The sequence below is a fragment of the Hylemonella sp. P2_B10 genome, assembly GCF_056404875.1.
Window position 1 is genome coordinate 144375 of the sequence record NZ_JBFUDE010000007.1, and the last position, 25440, is coordinate 169814.

21 protein-coding genes are annotated in these 25440 nt (G+C 67.0%); 9 read left to right on the forward strand and 12 right to left on the reverse strand.

Features of this window, described 5'->3' with window-relative positions; translation table 11 throughout:
- The 3 genes from AC1DX2_RS25105 to AC1DX2_RS25115 form a co-directional block, all read right to left on the reverse strand.
- Positions 1 to 3123: a multidrug efflux RND transporter permease subunit gene (locus AC1DX2_RS25105; protein WP_477199167.1), complete on the reverse strand. Its 3123-nt coding sequence runs from the start codon at positions 3121 to 3123 to the stop codon at positions 1 to 3.
- Entirely contained in the window at positions 3120 to 6293 is a 3174-nt protein-coding gene (locus tag AC1DX2_RS25110; RefSeq protein WP_477199168.1) for an MdtB/MuxB family multidrug efflux RND transporter permease subunit, read from the reverse strand. Before AC1DX2_RS25110 ends, AC1DX2_RS25105 begins: the two co-directional genes overlap by 4 nt.
- Positions 6294 to 6395: 102 nt before the next feature.
- Positions 6396 to 8093, reverse strand: a complete 1698-nt coding sequence (locus tag AC1DX2_RS25115; protein ID WP_477199169.1) for an MdtA/MuxA family multidrug efflux RND transporter periplasmic adaptor subunit — start codon at positions 8091 to 8093, stop codon at positions 6396 to 6398.
- A 312-nt stretch (positions 8094 to 8405) separates the two neighbouring features.
- On the opposite strand from AC1DX2_RS25115, the gene AC1DX2_RS25120 reads away from it, so the two are divergent.
- A complete protein-coding gene (locus AC1DX2_RS25120) occupies positions 8406 to 8879 on the forward strand; it encodes an FKBP-type peptidyl-prolyl cis-trans isomerase (protein ID WP_477199170.1) in 474 nt (157 codons plus the stop codon).
- Positions 8880 to 8966: 87 nt separating this feature from the next.
- Here the strand turns inward: AC1DX2_RS25120 and AC1DX2_RS25125 are convergent, their stop codons facing one another.
- Complete coding sequence (locus AC1DX2_RS25125; protein ID WP_477199171.1) at positions 8967 to 11792, reverse strand: putative bifunctional diguanylate cyclase/phosphodiesterase; 2826 nt, start codon at positions 11790 to 11792, stop codon at positions 8967 to 8969.
- 9 nt (positions 11793 to 11801) lie between these two features.
- Positions 11802 to 12479, reverse strand: coding sequence for a ribulose-phosphate 3-epimerase (gene rpe / locus AC1DX2_RS25130; RefSeq protein WP_477199172.1), 678 nt, complete (start codon positions 12477 to 12479; stop codon positions 11802 to 11804).
- Between the two features lie 61 nt (positions 12480 to 12540).
- Between rpe and apaG the strand changes: the two genes are divergently transcribed.
- Together apaG and thiL are read left to right on the forward strand one after the other, a co-directional pair.
- Positions 12541 to 12930 carry a Co2+/Mg2+ efflux protein ApaG gene (gene apaG, locus AC1DX2_RS25135; protein WP_477199173.1) on the forward strand — a complete coding sequence of 130 codons (390 nt, stop codon included), beginning with the start codon at positions 12541 to 12543 and terminating at the stop codon, positions 12928 to 12930.
- 9 nt (positions 12931 to 12939) lie between these two features.
- Positions 12940 to 13926 (forward strand): thiamine-phosphate kinase, encoded by a 987-nt coding sequence (gene thiL / locus AC1DX2_RS25140; protein ID WP_477199174.1) that lies wholly within the window; start codon positions 12940 to 12942, stop codon positions 13924 to 13926.
- Here thiL and AC1DX2_RS25145 read toward each other — a convergent pair.
- The gene (locus AC1DX2_RS25145) at positions 13914 to 14336 is read right to left on the reverse strand and encodes a tautomerase family protein (protein ID WP_477199175.1); all 423 of its coding nucleotides are present in this window, start codon (positions 14334 to 14336) and stop codon (positions 13914 to 13916) included. The genes thiL and AC1DX2_RS25145 overlap by 13 nt on opposite strands.
- Before the next feature lie 118 nt (positions 14337 to 14454).
- Here AC1DX2_RS25145 and AC1DX2_RS25150 point away from each other — a divergent pair, with 118 nt between their 5' ends.
- The 4 genes from AC1DX2_RS25150 (at position 14455) to AC1DX2_RS25165 (ending at position 17008) form a co-directional block, all read left to right on the forward strand.
- The gene (locus tag AC1DX2_RS25150; RefSeq protein ID WP_477199176.1) at positions 14455 to 15357 is read left to right on the forward strand and encodes a LysR family transcriptional regulator; all 903 of its coding nucleotides are present in this window, start codon (positions 14455 to 14457) and stop codon (positions 15355 to 15357) included.
- Between the two features lie 41 nt (positions 15358 to 15398).
- Positions 15399 to 15950, forward strand: a complete 552-nt coding sequence (locus AC1DX2_RS25155) for a phosphatidylglycerophosphatase A family protein (protein ID WP_477199250.1) — start codon at positions 15399 to 15401, stop codon at positions 15948 to 15950.
- Positions 15947 to 16453 carry a CinA family protein gene (locus tag AC1DX2_RS25160; RefSeq protein ID WP_477199177.1) on the forward strand — a complete coding sequence of 169 codons (507 nt, stop codon included), beginning with the start codon at positions 15947 to 15949 and terminating at the stop codon, positions 16451 to 16453. Before AC1DX2_RS25155 ends, AC1DX2_RS25160 begins: the two co-directional genes overlap by 4 nt.
- 66 nt (positions 16454 to 16519) lie before the next feature.
- The gene (locus AC1DX2_RS25165) at positions 16520 to 17008 is read left to right on the forward strand and encodes a nuclear transport factor 2 family protein (RefSeq protein ID WP_477199178.1); all 489 of its coding nucleotides are present in this window, start codon (positions 16520 to 16522) and stop codon (positions 17006 to 17008) included.
- A 99-nt stretch (positions 17009 to 17107) separates the two neighbouring features.
- On the opposite strand, the gene AC1DX2_RS25170 is transcribed toward AC1DX2_RS25165, so the two are convergent.
- Entirely contained in the window at positions 17108 to 17908 is an 801-nt protein-coding gene (locus tag AC1DX2_RS25170; RefSeq protein WP_477199179.1) for a UPF0149 family protein, read from the reverse strand.
- 200 nt (positions 17909 to 18108) lie between these two features.
- On the opposite strand from AC1DX2_RS25170, the gene AC1DX2_RS25175 reads away from it, so the two are divergent.
- On the forward strand, positions 18109 to 19734 hold the full coding sequence (locus AC1DX2_RS25175) for an FMN-binding glutamate synthase family protein (protein ID WP_477199180.1): 1626 nt from the start codon (positions 18109 to 18111) through the stop codon (positions 19732 to 19734).
- 105 nt (positions 19735 to 19839) lie between these two features.
- Here the strand turns inward: AC1DX2_RS25175 and AC1DX2_RS25180 are convergent, their stop codons facing one another.
- The gene (locus tag AC1DX2_RS25180) at positions 19840 to 20235 is read right to left on the reverse strand and encodes a putative toxin-antitoxin system toxin component, PIN family (RefSeq protein ID WP_477199181.1); all 396 of its coding nucleotides are present in this window, start codon (positions 20233 to 20235) and stop codon (positions 19840 to 19842) included.
- 25 nt (positions 20236 to 20260) lie between these two features.
- On the opposite strand from AC1DX2_RS25180, the gene AC1DX2_RS25185 reads away from it, so the two are divergent.
- Entirely contained in the window at positions 20261 to 20896 is a 636-nt protein-coding gene (locus AC1DX2_RS25185) for a DUF1345 domain-containing protein (protein ID WP_477199182.1), read from the forward strand.
- Between the two features lie 121 nt (positions 20897 to 21017).
- Here the strand turns inward: AC1DX2_RS25185 and AC1DX2_RS25190 are convergent, their stop codons facing one another.
- From AC1DX2_RS25190 to lptA, 4 genes are read right to left on the reverse strand one after another with little or no spacing between them, the layout of a single operon-like run.
- Positions 21018 to 22256, reverse strand: coding sequence for a THUMP domain-containing class I SAM-dependent RNA methyltransferase (locus AC1DX2_RS25190; protein ID WP_477199183.1), 1239 nt, complete (start codon positions 22254 to 22256; stop codon positions 21018 to 21020).
- A 21-nt stretch (positions 22257 to 22277) separates the two neighbouring features.
- Positions 22278 to 23870 carry an RNA polymerase factor sigma-54 gene (locus AC1DX2_RS25195; protein ID WP_477199184.1) on the reverse strand — a complete coding sequence of 531 codons (1593 nt, stop codon included), beginning with the start codon at positions 23868 to 23870 and terminating at the stop codon, positions 22278 to 22280.
- The gene (lptB, locus tag AC1DX2_RS25200; protein WP_477199251.1) at positions 23870 to 24661 is read right to left on the reverse strand and encodes an LPS export ABC transporter ATP-binding protein; all 792 of its coding nucleotides are present in this window, start codon (positions 24659 to 24661) and stop codon (positions 23870 to 23872) included. Before lptB ends, AC1DX2_RS25195 begins: the two co-directional genes overlap by 1 nt.
- Before the next feature lie 2 nt (positions 24662 to 24663).
- The gene (lptA, locus tag AC1DX2_RS25205) at positions 24664 to 25224 is read right to left on the reverse strand and encodes a lipopolysaccharide transport periplasmic protein LptA (RefSeq protein ID WP_477199185.1); all 561 of its coding nucleotides are present in this window, start codon (positions 25222 to 25224) and stop codon (positions 24664 to 24666) included.
- Between the last annotated feature and the right edge of the window lie 216 nt (positions 25225 to 25440).

A 25440-nucleotide genomic window follows, 5' to 3' on the forward strand; every position in this document is an offset into this window, starting at 1 on the left:
TCAGGCAGGGTGGGCGGCGGTGGCTGGCACGCTGGCGGCCTTGGCCGCCTTGCGCTTGCCGCGCCGGCGCAGCCTGTCCATGCAAACAAACACCACCGGCGTGGTGTACAGGGTCAGCAACTGGCTCAGCACCAGGCCGCCGACGATGGCAATGCCCAGCGGCTGGCGCAGCTCGGCGCCGTCACCGGTGCCCAGCGCCAGCGGGATGGCGCCAAAGATGGCGGCGGCGGTGGTCATCAGGATGGGCCGCACGCGCAGCTGGCAGGCGCGGTAGATGGCGGCGCCAGCACTCACCTCGTTGCCCAGTTCGCGCGTGCGGGTCTGCCGGGCGATGGCGAAGTCGATCATCATGATGGCGTTCTTCTTCACGATGCCGATCAGCAGCACCACGCCGATGAAGGCAATCACGGTGAACTGGGTGCCGAACATCATCAGCGCCAGCAGCGCGCCGACGCCGGCCGACGGCAGTGTGGACAGGATGGTGATGGGGTGGATCAGGCTCTCATACAGGATGCCCAGCACCAGGTAGATGGCCACGATGGCCGCCAGGATCAGCATCGGCTGGCTGGAGAGCGACGCCTGGAAGGCGTTGGCCGCGCCCTGGAAGCGGCCGCGCACCGACACCGGCACGCCGACGCTCAGCATGGCGCTGTCCACCGCCGCAGTCGCCTGCGACAACGACACGTTTTCCGGCAGGTTGAAGCTGACGGTGGAGGCCGGCGTGCCACTCTGGTGGTTGACGGCCAGCGGCGTGAAGGTGGTTTCCACCTTGGCGATGGACGCCAGCGGAATCTGCGCGCCGCTGCTGGACGTGAACAGCAGGTTCTTCAGCGCATCGGGGCTTTGCAGGTACTCGGGTGCCAACTCCATCACCACGCGGTACTGGTTCAGCGGGTTGTAGATCACCCCCACCTGGCGCTGGCCGAAGGCGTTGTTCAGCGTGTTGTCGATGGTGCTCATGTTGAGGCCCAGGCGGGCGGCGGCGTCACGGTCGATGTTCAGCGAGGTCTGCACACCCCGGTCCTGCTGGTCGCTGTTGACGTCCACCAGCTCGGGCAACTGCGACAAGGCCTGGCGGATCTTGGGCTCCCAGGCGCGCAGGTCGGTCAGCTCATCGGCTTGCAGTGTGTACTGGTACTGGGCATTCGACTGGCGCCCGCCGATGCGGATGTCCTGCACGGGGGTGAGGAACAGGTTGGCACCGGGCTCGTGGCTGAGCTTGGCGCGCAGCCGCGCCACGATGGCGTCAGCCGACAGGTTGCGCTCGCTCAAGGGCTTGAGTGAAATGAACATGTTGGCGCTGTTGCGCTGGCCGCCACCGGTGAAGCCGGTGACGCTCTCCACCGCCGGGTCGGCCTGCACGATACCCATGAAGGTGTCCAGCTTCTTCTGCATGGCCTGGAAGGAAATGCCCTGGTCAGCCTGCACGCCGCCGACCAGCCGGCCGGTATCCTGCTGCGGGAAGAAGCCCTTGGGGATGATGGTGTACAGGTAGACGTTGACGCCCACCACCGCGGCCAGCGCCAGCAGCGCCACCGGCTGGTGCCGTAGCGTCCAGCGCAGGCTGGCACGATAGCCGCGCTGCACCGCGTTCTGCACGCGCGTGGCGGCACGGGCAAAGCGGCTGGGGGTGAGGTTCTTCTGCCGCGGCTTCAGCAGCAGCGCGGCCATCATGGGCGTGGTGGTCAACGACACCACCATGGACACCAGGATGGCCACCGACAGCACGACCGCGAATTCGCGGAACAGCCGCCCGATGATGCCGCCCATGAACAGGATGGGGATGAAGGCAGCGATCAGCGACAGGCTGATGGACACCACGGTGAAGCCGATCTCTCGCGCGCCGGCCAGCGCTGCCTCGCGCGGCGACTTGCCGTGCTCCATGTGGCGGGTGATGTTCTCCAGCACCACGATGGCGTCGTCGACCACGAAGCCGGTGGCCACCGTCATCGCCATCAGCGACAGGTTGTCCACGCTGTAGCCCACCAGGTACATCACGCCGAAGGTGCCGGCCAGGGAGAGCGGCACCGCCACACTGGGCAGCAGCGCCGCGCGCACGCTGCGCAAAAAGGCATACACCACCACGATGACCAGGCCAAAGGCGATCACCATGGCCCGCTCCACCTCGTTGATGGAGGCGCGTATGGTGGGGCTGCGGTCCACCACCACCGCGGTGTTGATGGCTGCCGGAATCGACGCCTTGAGCTGCGGCAACAGCGCGCGCACCCGGTCCACCGCCTCGATGATGTTGGCGCCCGGCGCCTTGTTCAGGATCAGCAGCACCGCCGGCTTGCCGTTGGAGGCGCCGTAGTTGCGCACGTCCTGCACCGAGTCGATGACCTCGGCGACGTCGCGCAGGCGCACCGCCGCACCGTTGCGAAAGCTCACCACCAACGGCGCAAAGTCGGCCGCCGTGCGGGCCTGGTCATTGGCACCGACCTGCCAGTAGTTGGTGTCGTCCTCCACCGAGCCCTTGGGTCGGTTGGCGTTGGTGGCCGTCACCGCCACGCGCACCGTGTCCAGCGAGATGCCGTTGGCCGACAGGCGGTTCGGGTCCAGCTCGATGCGCACCGCCGGCAGCGCGCCGCCGCCTATCGACACCTGGCCTATGCCGTCCACCTGCGACAGCCGCTGCGCCAGCACGGTGCTGGCGGCGTCATACATCTGACCGCGCGTCAGCGTCTCCGACGTCAGCGCGATGATCATGATGGGCGCATCGGCCGGGTTGACCTTGCGGTAGGTCGGGTTGCTGGGCATGCCGCTGGGCAGCATGGAGCGTGACGCGTTGATGGCAGCCTGCACGTCGCGGGCGGCGCCGTCGATGTCGCGGTTGAGATCAAACTGCAGCGTGATGCGTGAGCTGCCCAGCGACGACGACGACGTGATCTCGTTGACGCCGGCAATGCTGCCCAAGGCGCGCTCCAGCGGCGTGGCCACGGTGGCGGCCATGGTGTCGGGGCTGGCACCGGGTAGCGAGGCGGACACCGAGATGGTGGGAAAGTCCACCTGCGGCAGTGGCGCGATCGGCAGCAGCTTGAAGGCAATCGCGCCGGCCATGGCCAGCCCCAGCGACAGCAGCGTGGTCGCCACCGGCCGGTTGATGAAGGGCGCGGACAGGTTCATGCCTTGTCGCCCGTCTTGGCGGGTTCCGGTTCCGTCGGCGTGGCCATGCCCTCGGGCGACAGCGGGTCGCCGAAGCGCCGGCGCAGCTTGTCCGACAGTGCGTCAAAGCCCAGGTAGATCACCGGCGTGGTGAACAGTGTCAGCAACTGGCTGACGATCAGCCCGCCCACCATCACCACCCCCAGTGGATGGCGCAGCTCGCTGCCCATGCCGCCACCCAGCATCAGCGGCAGCGCGCCGAACAAGGCCGCCAGCGTGGTCATCAAAATCGGCCGGAAGCGCAGCAGACAGGCCTGGTGGATGGCGTCGCGCGGCTTCATGCCGTGCTCGCGCTGGGCCTCCAGCGCGAAGTCGATCATCATGATGGCGTTCTTCTTCACGATGCCGATCAGCAGCACGATGCCGATGATGGCGATGATGCCCAAATCGAGCCGGAAAATCAGCAGCGCCAGCAGCGCGCCCAGGCCGGCCGACGGCAGCGTGGACAGGATGGTCAGCGGGTGGATGTAGCTCTCGTACAGCACGCCCAGCACGATGTACATGGTGATCACCGCCGCCACGATCAGCAACAGCGTGTTGGTCAGCGAGGCCTGGAAGGCCAGCGCCGCGCCCTGGAAGCTGGTCTCCACGCTGGCCGGCAGCTGTGCCTCTTTCTCGGCCGCCTTGATGGCCGAGACCGCCTCGCCCAGCGACACACCCGGCGGCAGGTTGAACGAGATGGTGGCGGATGGGAACTGCGCCACGTGGTTGACTGCCAGCGGCGCGGAGCGCTCGGTCAGTGTGGCCACCGAGGTCAAGGGCACCTGCACGCTGATGTTGCCCGTGCCGTTCGGGTTCGGCGCGCTGCCCGCCACGTACAGGCCGTTGAGCCCCTGCATGCCGCGCCGGAACTCGGGCGACACCTCCAGCACCACGCGGTATTGGTTGGACTGGGTGAAGATGGTGGAGATCAGCCGTTGGCCGAAGGCGTTGTACAACGCCGAGTCGATGGCCGCCACGGTGACGCCAAAACGCCCAGCCGCATCGCGGTCGATGTTCACATAGGCCTGCAGGCCTTCGTCCTGCACGTCGCTGGCCACGTCCACCAAAGAGGGGAGCGTGCGCAGCTTTTCCTGCAGCCGCAAGGTGGCCTTGGTCAGCTCGGCCTGGTCGGGCGAGCTCAACGTGAACTGGTACTGCGTCTTGGACACCCGGTCTTCAATCGTCAAGTCCTGCACCGGCTGCATGTACAGCGAGATGCCCGGCACGTTGGCGGTGGCCTGGTTCAGCCGGCGTATCACGTCGCTGGCACCTATGCGGCGCTGGTCCAGCGGTTTGAGGCTGATCAGCATGCGCCCGGCATTCAACGTGGCGTTGGCGCCATCCACACCGATGAAGGACGACAGCGACTCCACCGCCGGGTCTTTCAGGATAATCTCGGCCAGCGCCTGCTGGTGCGTGGCCATGGCCGCGAACGAGGTGGATTGCGAAGCCTCGGTGATGGCCTGGATCTGCCCGGTGTCCTGGATGGGGAAAAAGCCCTTGGGCACCACCACGTACAGCAGCGCCGTCAGCGCCAGCGTGATCCCGAACACCAGCAACGTCCAGACCTGGCGGTCCAGCACCCAGTTCAGCAGACGGCCGTATTCGTGGATGGTCTTGTCGAACGCCCGGCCCACCCACTGGTACAGCTTGCCATGGCTTTCCTCGGGCGTGTGCTTCAGCAGGCGCGCGCACATCATGGGGGTCAGCGTCAGCGACACGAAGGCCGAGATCAGGATGGACACCGCCAGCGTGATGGCGAACTCGTGGAACAGCCGGCCCACCACGTCGCCCATGAACAGCAGCGGGATCAGCACCGCGATCAGCGAAATCGTCAGCGAGATGATGGTGAAGCCGATCTGCTTGGAGCCGGTGAAGGCGGCCTGCAAGGGCGACTCGCCCTCTTCCACGTAGCGCGCGATGTTCTCGATCATCACGATGGCGTCGTCCACCACGAAACCGGTGGAGATGGTCAGCGCCATCAGGGTCAGGTTGTTGATGGAAAAGCCCATCAGGTACATGACGCCGAAGGTCCCCACCAGGGACAGGGGCACCGCCACCGCCGGGATGATGGTGGCCGACACGCTGCGCAGGAAGACGAAGATCACCATCACCACCAGCGCGATGGACAGCATCAGCTCGAACTCCACGTCGTCCACCGAGGCGCGTATGGTCACCGTGCGGTCGCTCAGCACCTTGACGTCGATGGACGCCGGCAACGTGGCCTGCAACTGCGGCAGCAGCGCCTTGACGCGGTTCACCGTCTCGATCACGTTGGCGCCGGGCTGGCGCTGCACGTTCAGGATCACGCCGGCGGTGGTGTCGGCCCAGGCCGCCAGGCGCAGGTTCTCGGCGTCGTCGACGATGGTGGCGATGTCCTTCAGCCGGATCGGGTTGCCGTTCTTGTAGGCGATCACCAGGTTGATGTAGTCGTTGGCGGTCTTCAGCTGGTCATTGGCGTCGATGGTGGAGGCGCGCGTGGCGCCATCGAAACTGCCCTTGGCCTGGTTGACGTTGGAACTGGCGATGACGGTGCGCACATCGTCCAGCGACAGGCCCAGGCTGGCCAGCGCCTTCGGATTGGCCTGGATGCGCACGGCCGGCCGGCGACCGCCGGCGATCGCCACCAGGCCCACACCCGACACCTGCGAGATTTTTTGCGCCAGGCGGCTTTCGACCAGGTCATGCACCTTGATGACCGGCAGCGACGGTGAGGTGATGGCAATCGTCATCACCGGCGCGTCGGCCGGATTGACCTTGCTGTAGGTCGGCGGCATCGGCATGTCGCTGGGCAGCAGGTTGCCACCGGCATTGATGGCGGCCTGCACCTCCTGCTCGGCCACGTCCAGCGACAGCGTCAGCGAAAAGCGCAGCGTGATGACCGAGGCGCCACCCGAGCTGCTGGACGACATCTGCGCCAGCCCCGGCATCTGGCCAAACTGGCGTTCCAGCGGCGCGGTGATGCTGGAGGCGATCACGTCCGGGCTGGCGCCCGGGTACAGCGCCGTGACCTGGATGGTCGGGTAGTCCACTTCCGGCAACGCCGACAGCGGCAGCAGCCGGTAGGCCAGCAGGCCAGCCAGCAGGATGGCCACCATCATCAGCGAGGTGGCGACCGGGCGTTCAATGAAGATGCGTGACGGGTTCATGTACGTGTGAGAGGAGGTGAATCGCCGCCGGGCCGCCCCAAGGCGATTGCGGCCCCCTCGGGGGGCAGCGAGTACACGCAGTGACGAGCGTGGGGGCCATGTTTACTGGTTACCTTGCTGGCGCTGGCGCTCCTCGCGGCGCTTCTGTATCCAGGCTTCCCGCTCCTGCGGGCTCATGGCCTTGAACTTTTCCTGCATCTCGGGTGGCAGGCGGCTGAACCAGGGCGGCATGTCGCCACCGCCGGCATTGGCGCCAGGGGGCGGGCCGTCGCCGCGTTGCGGCGGTGGGCCATCGCCACGCGGTGGCGGACCCTCACCCGGGCGGCCGCCGGGACCACCGGGTCGACCCTCTCCACCGGGCCCACCGGGTCGACCCTCCCCACCCGGCCGACCTTGGCCGGCCTCAGCACCGGCCGGCGAACGGCGCGTACCGCCTTCGCCAGCAACTGGTCCCGCGCCCGGGCCAGCGTCCGCGCCCGCAGCCGCCGGACCACCGGCACCGCGGCCACCAAAATTGCCGCCGCCAGACGCACCGCTGGCACCCCCTGCTGGCGCACTGGCACCATCGCGGCGGCGCCCGCCAAAGCCGCCGCTCGGGGCCAGCGGCACCACCACCTCCACCTGGGCACCTTCGCGCAGGCGGTCAGCGCCATCGGTCACCACCTTGTCACCCGGCTTCAGGTCAGCCTGGATGCTGACCCAGTCGCCGTCATTGGCGCCCACGCGTATGCGGCGCACGCTCACCGTCTTGTCGGCATTCACCAGGTACACATAGGTGCCTTGCGTGCCGCGCAGCACGGCCGCGCTGGGCACCGCCAGCGTGTCGGAAATGTTGTCCACCTGCAGCCGCACGTTGACAAACTGGTTGGGGAACAGCTCGTCCTTGGCGTTGGCGAACTGCGCCTTCAGCTTGATGGTGCCGGTGGTGCTGTCAATGCTGTTGTCGGTGCTGGCCAGCACGCCGTCGGCCAGTTTGTTCTTCTGGTCGCGGTCCCACGCTTCCACAGCCATGGGCTTGGCGGCCTTCATCTGCTTCTGAATCTGTGGCAACTGGGTGTCGGGCACGGAGAACACCACGTTCACCGGATGCGTCTGCGCGATGCTCAGTACGCCGTTGGCGTCACTGGTCTGCACGGTGTTGCCCACGTCCACCTGCTTCAAGCCGGCCAGGCCGGAGATCGGCGCCGTCACACGGGTGTAGGACAGTTGCAGCTTGGCGTTGTCCACCTGCGCCTGGTCGGTCATCACCGTGCCCTCCAGCTGAGCCACCAGGGCCTGCTGGGTGTCGAGCTGCTGCTTGGGCGCGGCGTCCTTGGCGATCAGGTCCTTGTAACGGGCCAGGTCCAGCCTGGCATTGGCCAGCTGCGCCTGGTCACGCACCAGCGTGCCCTGGGCCTGGGCCAGTGCGATGCGGAAAGGTTGCGGGTCGATTTCGGCCACCACCGAGCCCGCCTTCACCAGCTGCCCTTCCCTGAAATAAATCGCCTTCAACTCACCGCTGACCTTGGCGCGCACCACGGCCGTGTTGGCCGCCGCAATGCTGCCGATGGCGTTGACCGTCACGCGCACGTCCTGGCGCCGCACCGTGCCCACGCTGACCGGCTGGATGCGGTTGGCGCCGCCAAAGCGGCCACCGCCCCCTGGGCCACCGGATCCACCGCCGGGGCCACCCGCCCGGCTGGCGCTGCCGGCCGGCACACTGGCCGCGCCCGCAGGCCCGGCGCCACTGGCGCTACCGCGCGACGACCAGTACCACCAACCGCCAGCGGCCAGCAGCAGCGCCACCACGATGCCAGCCACCAGTGCTGGCTTGGCCGCGCCGGATTGCCCTTGGTGGCGGATAAAAACAGAAGCCGTTCTTGCAGAAATGTGTTTTTTCATAGGACTGCGTTATTTATTGTTCTGGCCAGGGCAGCTTGACGCCGAGCGATCCACATCGCCGCACCCCATCGCGATGATACGGCGCATGGTGAATCGCAATGTGCGCGGGACCACAGTCCCTCCCTTGCCTCACCGCTATTAGACAAGCTCGGCATGCCATCTCTGTTGGCCGTGCGTGAAGCCTTTGTAAAGTAAAGTTCGCGCCCAGGCACCATAATCCGCCAACCCGTCATGCTTGGCAAAGGATTTCCCGTGAAAAAAGCTGTCTGCACCCTCGCCCTCGCCTTCGTACAAGCCAGCCTGGGGCTGGCCCACGCCCAGGTCGCCCGCACCGACCCCGCGCTGGTGGCCGCTGCCGCGGAGCCGGGCGCGGTGGTCAGCGCCACCGGTGTGGTGTACCGCGCGCTGGTGGAAGGCAAGGGCCCCAGCCCGATGGCGGTCGACCGCGTGCGGGTGCACTACCGCGGCACGCTGCCCAACGGCAAGGAGTTCGACAGCTCCTACAAGAACGGCGCACCGGCCGAGTTTCCGCTGAACCGGGTCATCAAGTGCTGGACCGAGGGCGTGCAACACATGAAGGTGGGTGGCAAGGCCAAGCTGACCTGCCCCGGCGCGCTGGCCTACGGCCCGAATGGCGTGCCCGGAGAAATTCCCCCGAACGCCACGTTGATCTTTGAGGTCGAGCTGCTGGCCGTCCTGCGCTAGCGGGATAAATCCCCGCCGGGCCGCCCCAAGGGGATTTGCGGCCCCCTCGGGGGGCAGGGAGCTACACGAAGTGAGCGACCGTGGGGGCTAGCGCGTACGCGCCACTATCCAGGCTGTCATGTCAGCGGCCTCCATGGGCTTGCTGTACAGGTAGCCCTGGCCACGGTCGCAGCCCAGTTGCAGCATCAGCGCCGCCTGCTGCGGCGTCTCTATGCCTTCGGCCACGGTGCTCAGGCCCAGCGTCTGCGCCATGCGCATGGTGGCTTCGATCAGCACCCGGTGGTAGGCGCTGCTCTCGGCCTGGCTGACGAACGAGCGGTCAATCTTCACCGTGTCCACCGGCAACTCGTGCAGGCATGACAGCGACGAGTAGCCGGTGCCGAAATCGTCCAGCGACAGCGTCACGCCCAGCGCCTTGATCTGGCGCAGCACTTCCTTGACGGCATCGTCCTGCGCCGCCAGGCTCTCGGTCACCTCCAGCTGCAGTTGGCTGGGCGCCACGCCGCTGCTGCGCAGCACGTCCAGCACCTCAGAGGGAAAACCGTCCTGGCGCAGCTGGGCACGCGACACATTGACCGCCATCTTGGGCGGCGCGCGCCGGCCCAGCTCAGCCTGCATCTGCGCCAGCTCGCGGCAGGCGGTCTCCAGCACGAAGCGGCCCAGCGGCGCGATCAGCCCACTGGCCTCGGCCACGGCGATGAACTCCACCGGCGACACCAGGCCGCGCTCGGGATGGCGCCAGCGCGCCAGCGCCTCCATGCCTGCCAGGGTGCCGGTAGTCAAATCGATGAACGGCTGGTAGACCACGAACAGCTCGCCGCGCTCCAGCGCCAGGCGCAGGTCGTTTTGCACCGTGACGTCGTCGCGCACGCGCTTGCGCATGCTGGGGTCGAACATCTCGTAGCGGCCGCGCCCGGCGCGCTTGGCCTCGTACATGGCGATGTCGGCGTCGCGCAGCACGCTGTCGGCGTCGGCGGCGGCGTGCGCCGTGGTGACGATGCCTATGCTGACGCTGGAGTTGACGCGATGCGACCCGATGTCGTAGGGCTCGGCCAGCACGTCCAGCAGCCGCCCGGCCACCACCTGGGCATCGAGGTCGCCGCGGATGTCGTCCAGCACCACCACGAACTCGTCGCCGCCTATGCGCGCGGCGGTCTGGCCGAAGTCGCTGGTGCGCACAAACGAATCCCCCGGGCGCAGGCTGTGTTGCAAGCGCTGCGCAATCTGGCGCAGCAGCTCATCACCCACGCTGTGGCCCAGCGTGTCGTTGACCTGTTTGAAGCGGTCGAAATCCATGAACAGCACAGCGAAGTTGTAACCCGGCGAGGCAGCGCCGCGTGCCAATGCCGTGCGTATCAGCTCCAGCACCACACTGCGGTTGGGCAACTGGGTCAGGTTGTCGGTGCTGGCTGCGGTGCGCAGCTGGCTTTCCAGCGCCTTGTTGGCATTCACATCCAGCCCCACGCCGGCCATGCGCAGCGGTGCGCCGGCCGGGCTGCGCATCACCACGGCGCCGGACAGCAGCAGCCAGTTCCAGGTGCCGGCGGGCGTGCGCATGCGCACCTCCATGCGCAGCGGGTGTCGCGGGTTCACCAGGTGCTCGCGCACCGATGCGCGCCAAGCCGGCGCGTCTTCGGGGTGCATCAACCAATTCCAGGTCTTGGCGGCCATGTCCAGCTGGCCACGCTGGTAGCCCATCATGGCCAGCATGCGGTCGTTGGCCGTCATGTCGCTGGTGACGATGTCCCACTGCCAGATCCCCAGCCCGGCGCCGTCCACCGCCAGCGTCAGCAGCTGCTGCTGGGCGCGCAACTCGGTCAGGTCGCTGTTGACAATCACCCAGCCCGCCAGCGCACCCTGGGCGTCGTGCAGCGGCTGCACGTCGGACTCCACCCAGCGCAGCTGGCCGTCCTTGGTCAGGATGCGGGCATCGGCGCTAATGCCCTGCCCACCGCGCATGGCGTGGGCGAAGCGCTTTTGCATCACCGGGTCGGACGCCTCGCCGCGCAGCAGGTCGATCAGCCGCTGGCCCACCGCTTCCTGTGCGCTGTAGCCATTCATGCGCTCGAAGGCCCGGTTGACCCAGACCACGCGCTGCGAAGCATCGGTGACCAGCACCGCGTTCGACGTGCGCTGCGCCACCATGGCCAGGCGGCGCAGCTCGCCGGCCTGGGCATCCAGCGCCCGGTATTGGCGGTTGACCGCGCGCGCCGTGGGTTCGGCAATGACCAGGGCCAGCAACAGCAGCAAGCCCAGCGCCACCAGCGTCCACAGCAACGCGGCCTGGGTGCTGCGCCGGCTGCGCTGTTGCGCCGCCTGGCGCACGCTGTCTTCCAGTTCGCGCGTGATCTGCAGGTTCTTCTCCACCTCGACCTGCACCGCGGCGACGCTGTCCAGCAGGCCAGCAGCGCCAGGGCGCTCGCTGTGCGCCAGCAGGGCCTGCACCTGCTGCCACAGGCGTTCGCGCCCTTGCTGCCAGGCCGCCAGCGCCTGCTCCAACGCGGGGTTGTCGTCGTCGCCCTGCAAAGCCGCCTGGGATCTCAGCAGCCCTTCAAAGCCCAGCGCCTGGGCCTGTGCAACATTGACCCCATCGCCCAGCGCCTGGCGCTGCTCTTCCACGCGGCCGCTGGGCAGGCCCAGCAGCGCGGCCGTTGTGCCCAGGCGCTGCGTCAGCGTGCTCTGGCGCGCGGCGGACTGGATGATTTCGGCGTCGGTCTTGCGCACCGCCTCAAACTGGTCAGCCTGCCAGGCCTGGACGGCGAACACCGCGCCCACCAGCAACAGCATGCCGTACATGGACAGCCGCACCCGCAGGTGCGCTGGCAGCTCACCCAATGCGACGGCACGCCAACGGGCCAGCCACCACGCGCGCAGGGCCTGCGTCAGGGAACGACGGGAAAATGCGGGGGGCATCTGCGCGTGTCAGGCCGCGAGGGCCGCGCGCATGGCGTCTATCTGCACCTTGTAGTCCGCCTTGCCAAAAATGGCGCTGCCCGCCACGAAGGTGTCGGCGCCGGCATCGGCCGCGCGCCGGATGTTGTCGGCCTTGATGCCGCCGTCCACCTCCAGCCGTATGTCCTTGCCGCAGGCGGTGATGCGGCTGCGTACCGCCTGGATCTTGCGCAGCGCGGAGTCGATGAAGCTCTGGCCGCCAAAGCCCGGGTTCACGCTCATGATCAGCACCAGGTCGATGTCATCAATCACCCAGTCCAGCACATCCAGCGAGCTGGCGGGGTTGAACACCAGGCCCACTTGGCAGCCCTTGGCCTTGATGCCCTGGATGCTGCGGTGCACATGGGTGCTGGCATCGGGGTGGAAGCTGATCAGGTCGGCGCCGGCATCGGCAAAGGCACCCGCCAGCGCATCCACCGGTTGCACCATCATGTGCACGTCCAGTGGCACCGCCCTTCCGTCAGCGGTCTTGGCATGGGGTTTCAGCGCCTGGCAGATCATGGGGCCGAAGGTCAGGTTGGGCACGTAGTGGTTGTCCATGACGTCAAAGTGGATCCAGTCGGCGCCAGCGGCGATGACGTTCTTCACCTCTTCCCCCAGGCGGGTGAAGTCGGCGGACAGGATGGAGGGAGCGATGCGGTAAGTCATGAGAGTGGTGATTTTGGCCCAGCTTGGACTGGGCGTATTTTCGCAGGTAGCATGGCGGGCTATGCCCAAGTTGCAATTTCACGTGGAAGTGCGTCCCCGCTACCTGCCCGAGCAGTCCCGCCCGGGGCAGGGCATGTATGCCTTTGCCTACACCGTCATCATCACCAATGTGGGTGAGGTCACCGCCCAGGTGATCTCGCGCACCTGGAACGTCAACGACGCCAACGGCCACACCGAGCGCGTGCGCGGCCTGGGCGTGGTGGGGCAGCAACCGCTGCTGCGACCGGGCGAAGCCTTCGAATACACCAGTGGCACGCGCCTGGGCACGCCCACCGGCACCATGCACGGCAGTCTGTTTTGCGTCAGCGAAGAGGGTGACAAGTTCGACGCCGACATCCCGATGTTCGTGCTGGATGCCTTGAGCGCCGGCGACAGCCGCACCTTGCATTGACGCGATGTCATGGGTGAATTCGACCTGATCGCGCGCTATTTCCAGCGCCCGCCGCGCCAGGCCGCCGTGGGCGTGGGTGACGATTGCGCGTTGTGGCCGCAGCGTGCCGGCATGCAGCTGGCGGTGTCCAGCGACATGCTGGTGGAGGGGCGCCACTTCCTGTCCACCGTGGACCCATTCCGTTTGGGTCACAAGGCGCTGGCGGTGAACCTCAGCGACCTGGCCGCCTGCGGCGCCCGGCCACTGGCCTTCACGCTGGCTCTGGCCATGCCACGCGCCGACGAAGCCTGGCTGCAAGGGTTCTCAGCCGGCCTGTGGGCGCTGGCCGATGCGCACGGCTGCGAACTGATCGGCGGCGACACCACCCAGGGCCCGCTGAACATCTGCATCACCGTGCTGGGCGAAGTGCCGGTGCTGGACGGGCGCAGCCAGGCGCTGCTGCGCTCGGGCGCGCAGCTGGGCGACGACATCTACGTCAGTGGCCACCTGGGCGACGCCCGCCTGGCGCTGGAGCAGTTTCGCGGCCGGCACAGCCTGCCGGCCAAGGTCTTCGAACTGGCGCGCGCACGCATGGAAACCCCCACGCCCCGGGTGGCGTTGGGGCAGGCGCTGCGCGGCATCGCCACCGCTGCGATCGATATCAGCGACGGCTTCCTGGGCGACCTGGGCCATGTGCTGAAGGCTTCACAACTGGGCGCGGTGATCGAGGCCGAGCTGGCCCGGCCACTGCTGGCCAGTGCCGCGCTGCAAGACCCGCCGTGGGCGCTGGCGCCCGAACTGCAACTGGAGTACGTGCTGGCCGGCGGCGACGACTACGAGCTGACCTTCACCGCCCCGCCCGCATTGCGCGCCCAGGTGGTGGCGGCCGCACAGGCCAGCGCGACCCCCGTCACGCGTGTGGGCCGCACCACCGAAAAAGGCCAGGGCCTGCACGTGCTGGGGGTGGATGGCCAGCGGGTCAGCGGCCGCTTCGCCTCCTTCGATCACTTCGCCTGATCAGCGTGTGCCTGCGCGATGCGCGCCAGCCGGCGCGCCTGTTGCGTCTGGCCGCCATACCCCCAATCGGTGGCGGGCAGCTCATGCACGGCGATGTAGCTGGCCTCGGCCAGCGGCTTGCCACTGCCAATCTGCTGCTGCATTTCGGCGTACACCGCTGCGATGAACTCTGCCTTCTCGACCTCGGTATTGGTGCCTGCGGTGACGCTGATGTCCAAAAAGAAAGTGGCAGCCTGCGGTGGCTGGCCGCCAATGTACCAATGGCCGGTGGGCAACGCCTGGATTTCCACTGCCGTGACATCAAACCGCTTGCCCAGGTGCCAGGCGGTCAGCCGGCTGAGCGACTCCGCCAGGTGGGCGTAGGTTTCGGCATGTTGCGGGGGCGAGACTTTCAATTGCAGGATGGGCATGGGGTGCTCCGGGCTGGTGAATGATGTTCATCACTTTATTGATATAAGCAGCAGAGCGAAATAGCTTTCAGCAGCAATTGGTATTGCAAATTTTGCAATACCAACCCACAATCCCGCCATGCAACTGCAGTTAGACGACGCCGCGCTGTTCGTGCGCATCACCGAGCTGGGCACGCTGTCGGCGGCTGCGCGCGAGCGCGATGTGCCGGTCAGCCAGGTGACCCGGGCGCTGGCGCGGCTGGAGGCCGGCTGCGGTGTGCGCTTGCTGCACCGCACCACCCATGGCCTGAGCCTGACCGATGAAGGCGACACTTTTCTGGCCTACTGCCGCCGCATGCTGGAGCTGAGTGCCGAACTGAGCAGCGAACTGACCGGCAAGCTCGCTGGTCCCCGTGGCTGGGTGCGGGTCGGTGCCAGCCAAGTGCTGGCCAGCCATGTGCTGGCACCCAGCCTGAACGGCCTGTACGAGCGCCACCCCGAGTTGCACATCGAACTAGCCGCGGACGACCGCCTGGCCGACATGGCGCGCGATGGCCTGGACATCGCGATCCGTACTGGCGATATCGGCAGCGACACGCTGGTGGCGCGCCGCATTGGCGCCTACCAGCGCAGCTTGTACGCAGCGCCAAATTACCTGGCACGCCATGGCACACCGCAACATCCGGACGACCTGAAAGCGCACCGCCTGCTGGCCAACAGCGCCAGCCCGGTATTGAACCAATGGGGCCTGACGCCCAAGCCGGCTGGCCCCGGCGGCAGCCTGCAGGTGGCGGGCCACACGCGCGCCGACAGCACGGCGCTGCTGCTGGCGCTGGTGCTGGGCGGGGTGGGCATAGGCCGGCTGGTGGACCTGGTGGCGCGGCCGCTGGTGCATACTGGGCAGCTGGTGCCGCTGCTGCAGGCGCATTTCTCCGACCCGCAAGTGCCCATCCACGCGGTGATGCTGAGGGAACGCCAGCGCCTGCCCAAGATTCGCGCCTGCATAGACTACTGGGAGCAATGGCTGAACCCCGCCGGCTGAGGCGCATGAACGAACCACACGATTTTTCCGACCCCGCCCGCATGGTGCAGGCCATGCAGCAAGGTGCTGCCGCGCCGCAAGTGGCCACGGCGCGCTTCATGCTCGCGCACCCGGCACACCTGCTGGCGCTGGGCGGCGGCTCGGGCCTGAGCCCGGTGGCCCCGGGCACCGCCGGCACGTTGTGGGGCTGGCTGGCTTACCTGGTGCTGTCGCACTGGCTGAGCCCGGCGCAGTGGGGCGGGCTGATCGCCATCTCGCTGTTGCTGGGCTGGTGGGCCAGCAGCACCACCGCACGCCACCTGGGCGTGCAAGACCCCAGCAGCGTGGTGTGGGACGAGGTGGTGGCCTTCTGGCTGGTGCTGTGGCTGCTGATGCCGGCCGGCCTGGTGGCCCAGGCCATCGCCTTCGGCCTGTTCCGCTTCTTCGACGCCGTCAAACCCGGCCCGGTGGGCTGGGCCGACCAGCTGTTCCACGGCGTGGACCCGGCCACCGACCCCCATGCCTGGCACAAGGCCGGCCTGGGCATCATGCTGGACGACCTGGTGGCCGCCTTCTGTGTGTTGCTGGTGTTCAGTTTCTGGAGACTGTTGTGAGCCCATCCCCCGCAGCTTCCCCCGCACCGTCCACCGCCGAGCTGGTCGAACAGCTGGCCCACCTGCTGCTGCACAAGGGCCACAAGCTGGCCTGCGCCGAGAGCTGCACCGGCGGCCTGATCGCTGGCGCCTGCACTGAGCTGGCTGGTTCCAGCAACTGGCTGGAGCGCGGCTTCGTCACCTATTCCAACGAGGCCAAGACCGAGATGCTGGGCGTGGAGGCAGCCATGATCAGGCGCCACGGTGCCGTCAGCGAGCAGGTGGCGCGCGCCATGGCGCGCGGCGCGCTGGCGCATTCGCATGCCCAGGTGGCAGTGGCGGTCACGGGCGTGGCTGGCCCCACGGGCGGCAGCGCCGCCAAGCCGGTGGGCACGGTGTGGTTCGGCTTTGCCGCGCCGGGCTGGCTGCTGAGCGAGACCATGCTGTTCCCCGGCGACCGCGCCGCCGTGCGCCAGGCCACGGTGCAGCATGCGCTGGCCGGCCTGATCAAACTGCTGGGCTGACCACCACGCCGCAGTGCACCAGTGGTACGCTGAGCACCCTCGCGCATCAAAAAAACCAGGACGCCCATGAACACCCACGAACAAAGCCTGACCCGGTTCTACACCGCCTTTGCCGCGCTGGACGCCGCCACCATGGCACAGGCCTATGCCGACAACGTGGAATTCGACGACGAGGCGTTCTCGCTGCGCGGCAAGCAGCAGGTGGTGGGCATGTGGACCATGCTGTGCGAGGCCACCAAGGCCAAGGGCGCTGACGTGTGGAAGCTGGAATACAGCGGCATTCAAGCCAGCGGCAACACCGGCAAGGCCCACTGGGAAGCGGACTACCGCTTCAGCGCCACCGGCCGCATGGTGCACAACATTATCGACAGTGCCTTCACCTTCAACGACCAGGGGCTGATCGTCAAGCAGCTCGACCGTTTCAACTTCTGGCGCTGGTCCAGCCAGGCGCTGGGCGCGCCGGGCATGCTGCTGGGCTGGTCATCGATGCTGCGCAACAAGGTGCGGGCCACGGCGGCGGGCAACCTGGCGAAGTTCTTGCAACGGCAGGGCTGACTTCCGAACCAGGGCGTTTGGTTTGGGGATCAGGCCGACGCGGCGCTCGGCATCAACAAACTCGTCATCCCGGCGGCGTCGGCCGGGAGAAGCCCCAGATCACCCGGCTCCGTGGCACTTCTTGTATTTCTTGCCGCTGCCACAATGGCACAGGTCATTGCGCCCCGGCGTGGCTTCCTTGCGCACGGTCTCCACACGCGGGCCGAAGCTGAGCCACAGTTCACGCAGGTCGTACACCGCCCAGATGGCCTCGCCAAAGGCGTTCAGCCGCTGCTGGCTGACGCTGGGCGGGCCGTCCTCGCTGAACACGCTGAGCGTGGGCTTGCCGGTGTCGTCCTCGGTGATGGCCACGATGGCCTCCAGCGCGGCGTTCAGGATGCCGGCGGCTTCCTTGTCGCGCGGCGCGGCCCATTCTTCGGGCCAGCTCTCCACGGCGAACATGAAGCCCAGCGCCCACACCTGGGCGAAATAGGGCAGCACCTCGGACGCCATCTCGGCCCGCTCGGCCTCGTCCAAGGCGGCCACCGAACCGCGCACGTCCAGCACCTCGGGGTGGTAGGCCTGGTCGTCCTCCAGGTTGCGCACGTCGGCATCCAGCGCGGCCACCACCTCCTGCCAGCGGCGCTGCCACAGGTCCATGAAGCGCTGCTGCTGTGCAGCATCGCTGAACGAGCCTTCGTTGTCACCTGACGTGCAGCCCACGTCCAGCAGCACCGGCAAGTATTCCTCGGCAGCGATGGGGCGCCGGCAGCAGACCAGTGCAGCCATGAAGCCTTCGCAAAACTCCCACTGCGGCGTTTCGTCGTAGCGGGTGCGCAGGTCGTCCAGGATGCTGTCCAGCTCATCGAACGCTTCTGGTGGCAGGGGCTCGGCGGCGGTGGGGGTGACGGGGGTGTTCATGGCGGAGGAAGGGATGCTTGGGGCCGTGTCAGGCCGGGCAAGGGGTGCGACCGGCTGGCAGCTTTGACCAGGGTCGTGCAGTTTACCGCGCCTGCCCGCTTGAGCGGCTAGGGAAAAGGGCGTCGCGCAAAGCGCGGCTTTCTGGCACAGTGCGGAGCACGCCCAGCCGCCTTGCCCCAGCGCCCAACAGGTAACCGCCCATGCTCGACTACTTGAACACCCTGTTCCCGATCCGCTACACCGTCATGGGCCTGTGCGTGTTCGCGCTGCTGCTGTGCGGCTTCAGCCTGGCGGTGTTCGGTGTGGGGCTGCCATTGGCGCTGCTGTTCGGGCTGCTGGTGGGCGTGGGCCTGTACGACCTGAGCCAGAAGCACCGTTCCATCCTGCGCAACTACCCCATCATCGGCCACCTGCGCTTCATGCTGGAGTTCATCCGGCCCGAGATACGCCAGTACTTCCTGGAGGCCGAGAACGACGCCACGCCGTTTTCGCGCGCACAGCGCTCGCTGGTCTACCAGCGCGCCAAGGGCGACCCGGACAAACGCCCCTTTGGCACCCAACTGGATGTGCATGCCGAGGGCTACGAATGGATCAACCATTCGGTGGTGCCCACCCGGTTGAAGTCGCATGACTTCCGCATCCTGATTGGCCCCGACCGCGCCCAGCCTTACAGTTGCAGCGTGTTCAACATCTCGGCCATGAGCTTTGGTGCTTTGAGCGCCAATGCCATCCTCGCGCTGAATGCCGGCGCCAAGCGCGGCGGCTTCGCGCACGACACCGGCGAAGGCTCGATCTCGGTGCACCACCGCGTGCATGGCGGTGACCTGATCTGGGAAGTGGCCTCGGGCTACTTCGGCTGCCGCAATGACGACGGCAGCTTCAGCGCGGAAAAATTCACCGCCAACGCGCGCGATCCACAGGTGAAGATGATTGAGCTCAAGCTCAGCCAGGGCGCCAAACCTGGCCATGGCGGCATGCTGCCCGGCCCCAAGGTGACGCTGGAGATCGCCGCCGCGCGCGGTGTGCCCATGGGGGTGGACTGCGTGTCGCCGGCCTCGCACAGCGCCTTCTCCACGCCGGTGGAGATGATGCAGTTCATCGACCGCCTGCGTGAGCTGTCCGGCGGCAAGCCCACCGGCTTCAAGCTGTGCATTGGGCATCCATGGGAATGGTTTGCCATGGTCAAGGCCATGCTGGCCACCGGCATCACACCGGACTTCATCGTGGTAGACGGCGCCGAGGGCGGCACCGGCGCGGCGCCGCTGGAGTTCACCGACCATGTGGGCTCACCGGTGCAGGAGGGCCTGCTGCTGGTGGACGCCACGCTGCGCGGTGCCGGCCTGCGCGACAAAATCAAGATCGGCTGCGGCGGCAAGGTGGTCAGCGCCTTCGACATCGCCCGTTTCATGGCGCTGGGCGCCGACTGGTGCAACAGCGCGCGCGGTTTCATGTTCTCGCTTGGCTGCCTGCAGGCGCAGACCTGCCACACCGGCCACTGCCCCACCGGCGTCACCACGCAGGACCCGTTGCGGCAGAAGTCGCTGGTGGTGGCCGACAAGGCACAGCGCGTGTTCAACTTCCACCAGCAAACCCTGCACGCGCTGCAAGAGCTGGTGCAAGCCGCCGGTGTGGACCACCCCCAGGACATCACGGCGCACCACATCGTGCGCCGCGCCGCCGACGACAAGGTCAAGCCGCTGGCCCAACTGATGCTGACGCAGTTTCCCGAGGGCGCGCTGCTGCAGGACGATCTGAGCAAGCTGCCACTGATTTTTCAGCAGACCTGGCCCTACGCCAGCGCCAACAGCTTCAAGCTGCAATCCTGATACCTTGCGGGACAGACCGGAGCAAAGCGGAGCTCTGTCCTCAACACTTTGTCGGATGCCGGCTGCTCCTTGCGGGGCAGACCTCAGCGCAGCGCAGCCCTGTCCTCACCCGAGGGTCGGTTGCACGCGCACGCCGGCTGTCAGCAGCCGCTTGGCCAGGCGCAACACCATCTGGTCCTTGCTCAACAACAGGGCCTGGTGCGCAACCGCCAGGTCGATGAACTGCTGGTCGTCCGAATCCTTGCACACAAAGGCGGTCCTCGGCGCCGCGTCCACCAGTTGCGACCACTGGTCAAACCCCGCCAACACCTGTTCGGGCGCCAAGTGGTAGAAGCCCAGGCGCGGGGCGATTTGCGGATAGCCCAGCACCCGCTGCAGCTCAACCCGCATGGCGCTGGTGGCCAGCCATTGCAGGCTGCCGCTTTGCAAAGCCTGAAGCAAAGGCTGGCTGGCCGGATCCCCGAACACCAGCAAGTCCAGCACAATGTTGGTGTCGATCACGACCACCCCAGGAGACCTACCGGTCATGAACACCCCCGCTCAAAGCATCCGCCGCATCATACGGCGCCCCCGGCTGCTGACCTCGTCCAGCGTAGGCCTGGTGACCTTCTTGCTGCTGTTGCCGTCCATGAGCGTGGGTCGGGCGTTGCTGATTGGTTTTGACATTGGCGCCGCGCTGTTCCTGGCGCTGATGGCGGCGCTGATCACCGGCGTCACCCCCGACTCCATGCCGGAGCGCGCGCGCGTGCAGGACGATGGCAAGTGGACCGTGCTGCTGATCAGCATGGGCATTGCCGCAGTGGTGCTGGCGGCGCTGTCGCATGAGCTGCACGGCGTGCGGGACAAATCCCCAACCGACATCGCGCTGGCCATAGGCACCCTGCTGTTGTCCTGGCTGTACGTGGCCGCCATCTTTTCGCAGCACTATGCCCACGCCTACTACCTGAAGCCCGACCAGCTGGTGTTCCCTGGCACGCCGGAGCCGGATTATTGGGATTTCGTCTACTTCGCCACCGTGCTCAGCATGTGCTGCCAGACCTCGGACGTGGCCGTCACTTCCGGCGAGATGCGCAAGCTGGTGACGCTGCAAAGTCTGGTGTCGTTCTTCTTCAACGTCATCATCATTGCGATCACGGTCAACGTGGTGGCGGGCGTGTTGTAGCCAGTGGCACCAGACAGCCCGTCTGCGCCCTGCCGACGCCGCTGGTGCGCGCGGGACAGCCGCGGAGCGGGGTGCCGTGGCGGCCTGATCCCGCAAACCACTCTCGTGGTTCGGTCCGCGATCAGGTTTCGGCGGCAGGTTTAGCGCGTGCCGAGCCCTTGACGAGATCAAACTTGAACAGCCGGCATTCGATCGGCCCGTTCCACATCGGCACGCGGCGCGATTCCTTCAGCCGCATCTTGCTGGGCAGCTTCAGGTCCGGCGTCAGCATCCAGGCGGTCCAGCCGCTGTAGTTCTTTTTCCAGTGCGTGGCCAACTGGCCGAAGAACTCGCCGCCGTCTTCGGTGTAGGCGCTTTCGCGGGCGCGCGCGCCTGCCACCCCGCCGGCCTCGATGCGCTCGCCGTAGGGTGGGTTCAGCAGCATCAGCGCTGGGGCCTCGCACGGCGGCATGCGCTGCAAGGCGTCGCCGCCACGGAACTCGATGACATCGGCCACGCCGGCGCGCTCGGCATTGCGCTGCGCAAAGTCCACCATGCGGTGGGCCACGTCGCTGCCGAAGATGATGGGCTCCACATCATGCGGGCGCACCACCTCGGCGTCGGCGGCATCTTGCCGGATGGCCTCCCACACGTGCGCCTGGAACGGCAGGTACTTCTCGAACGCGAAGCGCCGGCGTGAGCCAGGCGCCACGCGGCAGGCAATCTGCGCTGCCTCGATAGCGATAGTGCCGCTGCCGCAGCAGGGGTCGTACAACGGCGTGAGGTCACCCTCGCCGTCGGCCCAGCCGCTGGCGGCAATCATGGCGGCGGCCAGCGTCTCTTTCAACGGCGCCTCACCCTTGTCTTCGCGCCAGCCGCGCTTGAACAGCGGCTCGCCCGAGGTGTCGATGTACAGCGACAGCGTGTCGGTGGTCAGGTGCGCGTAGATGCGCACGTCGGGCCAGGTGGTGTTGACGTCGGGCCGCACGCCGCCGGCCTTGGCGCGGAAGCGGTCGCACACCGCGTCCTTGATCTTCAAGGCGGCGAAATTCAGGCTGGTCAGCGGGCTGTGCTGGGCTGTCACCTCGACCTTGATGCTTTGCTTGGGCGTGAACCAGATCTCCCAGGCCACCTGGCTGGCGGCCTCGTAGAGGTCGTTCTCGTTGCGGTAGGGCGTGTGGGACAACTGCACCAGCACGCGCTGGGTAAGACGGCTGTGCAGATTCAACAGCAGGGCGTCACGCCAGGAAGCGTTCAGCGACACACCGCCGCGCCGCTTGTCCAGCGCCTCGGCGGGCAGGCCAGTGATGAAGCCGGCCTCGGCCAGCAGGTAGTCCTCGACGCCAGCGGCGCAAGGCAGAAACAATTGCAACTGGTTCACGGGGAGATCCCTTGGCGGCGCTTACAGCGCCTTGCGCAAGTTGGTAGGCGCTATGCGCAGGCTTTCGCGGTACTTGGCCACGGTGCGGCGCGCGCACTCGATGCCCTGCTCCTTCAGCATGTCGGACAGCTGGCTGTCGCTCAGCGGCTTCTTCGGGCTTTCGGCCGCCACAAATTGCTTGATCAGCGCGCGCACCGCAGTGCTGGAGGCATTGCCACCCGATTCGGTGCCCAGCGCCGAGCCGAAGAAGAACTTCAGCTCGAAGGTGCCGAACGGTGTGGCCATGTATTTGGCGGTGGTGACGCGGCTGATGGTGGATTCGTGCAGCCCCAACTCATCCGCGATCTCGCGCAACACCAGCGGGCGCATGGCCAGTTCGCCATGGGTGAAGAAGTTCTTCTGCCGTTCCACGATGGCGGTGCTGACGCGCAGGATGGTGTCGAAGCGCTGCTGGATGTTCTTGATGAACCAGCGCGCCTCCTGCAGGCGCTGCTGCAAGGCGGCGTAGTTGGAGGCTTCCCGGCCGCCGCCCTTGTGCTGCTTCAGGGCATTGGCATAGATGTCGTGCACGCGCAGCTTGGGCATCACGTCGGGGTTCAGCAGCACGCGAAAGCGCGCCTGCGCGCCATTGCTGATCTTGGTGACCAACACATCGGGCACCACCACGTTGCGCTCCACATCGATGAAGCGGCGGCCCGGCTTGGGCTCCAGGCGGGCGATCAGCGCGATGGCGTCGCGCACGGCGGCGTCGTTGCAACCGCACAGCTGCACCAGGCGCTTGACGTCGCGGCGCGCCAGCAGGTCGATGGGTTGCTCGCAGACGCGCAGGGCCAGCGCCACCGCCATGGCGGTGGGCACGTCCAGGCGAATGTTGCGCTGCATGGCGTGCAATTGCAGGCTCAGGCACTCGGCCAGGCTGCGCGCGCCCACGCCGGCCGGCTCCAGGTTGTGCAGCAGGCTCAAGGCCATGGTGAAGCTGTGCACCAGGTTTTCCACCTGTTCCTCGTCGCCACCGGCCAGGCCGCGTGCCAGGTCTTCCAGCGGGTCTTCCAGGTAGCCGTCGTCGTTCAGCGACTCGATCAGGAAGCGCAGCGCGGCACTGTCGGCCTCGCTCAGGCGCAGCGCCAAGGCCTGGCGGTGCAAATGTGTTTGCAGCGACTCCTGGCTGCGCGCCAGCTCACCGGCATCGGCGTCTTCGTCGCCGTTCAGGTTGTTGCCGTGGGCCTTGGCGTCGCCGCCCCACTCGCCGTCGTCGGGCGACATGTCCAGCGTGCCGTCGCCCTCCCAATCCTGGCCGTCGTCGGCGGTCAGCGGCGTCGCTTCGTCATTGGTCGTGGTGGAGGTGGAACTGTCGGTGTACTCTGTCGCGGCGCCGCTGGCGGCGAACTCGGCGTCGCGGTCGTCCTCACGCACGGGCGTGTCGACCTGGGCGATGCCGAAGTCGCTGCCCGGCGCCTCGTCATGCGCCAGCTCCAGGAAGGGGTTGTCGTCCAGCATCTGGTCGACTTCCTGGCTCAGCTCCAGCGTCGACAACTGCAGCAGCCTGATGGACTGCTGCAGCTGTGGCGTCAACGCCAGGTGCTGCGATATCTTGAGCGAGAGACCGGGTTTCATCACATTTTGAAGTGTTCGCCCAGATACACACGCCTGACATCGGCGTTGTCCACGATCTCGGAGGGTGTGCCCTGGGCCAGCACATGGCCGTCGCTGATGATGTAGGCGTGGTCGCAGATGCCCAGCGTCTCGCGCACATTGTGGTCGGTGATCAGCACGCCAATGCCGCGCCCCTTGAGGAAGCTGATGATGCGCTGGATCTCGATGACGGCGATCGGGTCGATGCCGGCAAACGGCTCGTCCAGCAAGATGAAACGCGGCTGCGTGGCCAGCGCACGGGCGATCTCCACGCGGCGGCGCTCGCCGCCGGACAGCGCCAGCGCCGGCGAATCGCGCAGGTGCTCCACCCGCAGTTCCTGCAGCAGGCTGGTCAAGCGGTGCTCGATCTCGGGCTTCTTCAATGGCTCGCCGGCCTCGTCGCGCTGCAGCTCCAGCACCGCGCGCACGTTGTCTTCCACATTGAGCTTGCGGAAGATAGAGGCCTCTTGCGGCAGGTAGCTCAGGCCCATGCGCGAACGCCGGTGTATGGGCATGTGCTCCACCGACTGGCCGTCGATGCGGATGTCGCCCGAGGTGGCACGCAGCAACCCCACGATCATGTAGAACGAGGTGGTCTTGCCGGCACCGTTGGGGCCCAGCAGGCCGACGACCTCGCCCTTGCCCACGGCCAGCGACACGTCCTTCACCACCTCGCGGCTGCCGTAAAACTTCTTCAGGTTGCGGGCTTCAAGGCGGCTGCCAGCGGCGCCCGCATCCACAGTGCCGCCCGTTGCGGGCACAGGAGAAGCCACCGTCACTGCTTGTCCCCGCTCAGCGAGGGGCTCGGCCGCAGCCGGACGCCGGAAGCGGCCGGCAGGGTGGGGGCTGCCGGCGTGGCTGGCGAACCGGGCGCCTGCCCGCTGGCGGCTTCGCCCTTGGGCGTCATCATCACACGCACGCGGCCACCGGGCTGCGGGACGCCGTTCTTCACCGTGGTGCCGTCGATGTTGAAACTGTCCTTGACGTTGTCCAACAGGATCACGGCGCCGGTCATCTCGTCGTTCAACTGGGCCCCCTTGAGGCGACGCATGATGGCCTTGGTGACGAACTTGACCGTGTCAGCGCGGCCGTCGTAAATGATGGTCTCGGCCTCGCCCTCGATGAACTCGTCCACCCCATCGCGCTTTTGCCGGAAGAAGGCCAGCTTGCCCGGCTCGGCGATGACGGTGCCGTATTGGTAGCCCTGCGCGTCCTCGCGGTAGGTCAGCTGGGCGCCGCGTATTAGCAGCGTGCCCTTGCTCAGCACCACATTGCCGTTGAACACCGTGGTCTGCTTCAGATCGTCCGCCACACCCGTGTCCGCCTCGATGTTCATCGGTTTGCTGCGGTCGGCTTTTTCTGCTTGTGCAGTGCAACAAAATCCTGCCAACAGCAGGGCGAGCAGAGGGGTGATGGGATGTGGCGTCATAGGCGGCATGAATCTTGCATCACATTGTAAGCGCGTGACGCGTTCCTGCGGTCCGTGCCGCTGCAAATAGGGGATTTTTTTGCCAACAGAAGGGGAAACATCCCCCCTTTGGCCACGCCCGGC

Coding starts and splice junctions, on each gene's coding strand:
- AC1DX2_RS25155 (WP_477199250.1), top strand. CDS start 15,399: ATGGTGCAGGCCATGCAGCAAGGTGCTGCCGCGCCGCAAGTGGCCACG.
- AC1DX2_RS25120 (WP_477199170.1), top strand. CDS start 8,406: ATGCTTGGCAAAGGATTTCCCGTGAAAAAAGCTGTCTGCACCCTCGCC.
- AC1DX2_RS25195 (WP_477199184.1), bottom strand. CDS start 23,870: ATGAAACCCGGTCTCTCGCTCAAGATATCGCAGCACCTGGCGTTGACG.
- AC1DX2_RS25165 (WP_477199178.1), top strand. CDS start 16,520: ATGAACACCCACGAACAAAGCCTGACCCGGTTCTACACCGCCTTTGCC.
- AC1DX2_RS25145 (WP_477199175.1), bottom strand. CDS start 14,336: ATGCCCATCCTGCAATTGAAAGTCTCGCCCCCGCAACATGCCGAAACC.
- lptA (WP_477199185.1), bottom strand. CDS start 25,224: ATGAACATCGAGGCGGACACGGGTGTGGCGGACGATCTGAAGCAGACC.
- AC1DX2_RS25125 (WP_477199171.1), bottom strand. CDS start 11,792: ATGCCCCCCGCATTTTCCCGTCGTTCCCTGACGCAGGCCCTGCGCGCG.
- AC1DX2_RS25185 (WP_477199182.1), top strand. CDS start 20,261: ATGAACACCCCCGCTCAAAGCATCCGCCGCATCATACGGCGCCCCCGG.
- AC1DX2_RS25110 (WP_477199168.1), bottom strand. CDS start 6,293: ATGAACCCGTCACGCATCTTCATTGAACGCCCGGTCGCCACCTCGCTG.
- AC1DX2_RS25170 (WP_477199179.1), bottom strand. CDS start 17,908: ATGAACACCCCCGTCACCCCCACCGCCGCCGAGCCCCTGCCACCAGAA.
- AC1DX2_RS25175 (WP_477199180.1), top strand. CDS start 18,109: ATGCTCGACTACTTGAACACCCTGTTCCCGATCCGCTACACCGTCATG.
- rpe (WP_477199172.1), bottom strand. CDS start 12,479: ATGACTTACCGCATCGCTCCCTCCATCCTGTCCGCCGACTTCACCCGC.
- apaG (WP_477199173.1), top strand. CDS start 12,541: ATGCCCAAGTTGCAATTTCACGTGGAAGTGCGTCCCCGCTACCTGCCC.
- AC1DX2_RS25150 (WP_477199176.1), top strand. CDS start 14,455: ATGCAACTGCAGTTAGACGACGCCGCGCTGTTCGTGCGCATCACCGAG.
- thiL (WP_477199174.1), top strand. CDS start 12,940: ATGGGTGAATTCGACCTGATCGCGCGCTATTTCCAGCGCCCGCCGCGC.
- AC1DX2_RS25105 (WP_477199167.1), bottom strand. CDS start 3,123: ATGAACCTGTCCGCGCCCTTCATCAACCGGCCGGTGGCGACCACGCTG.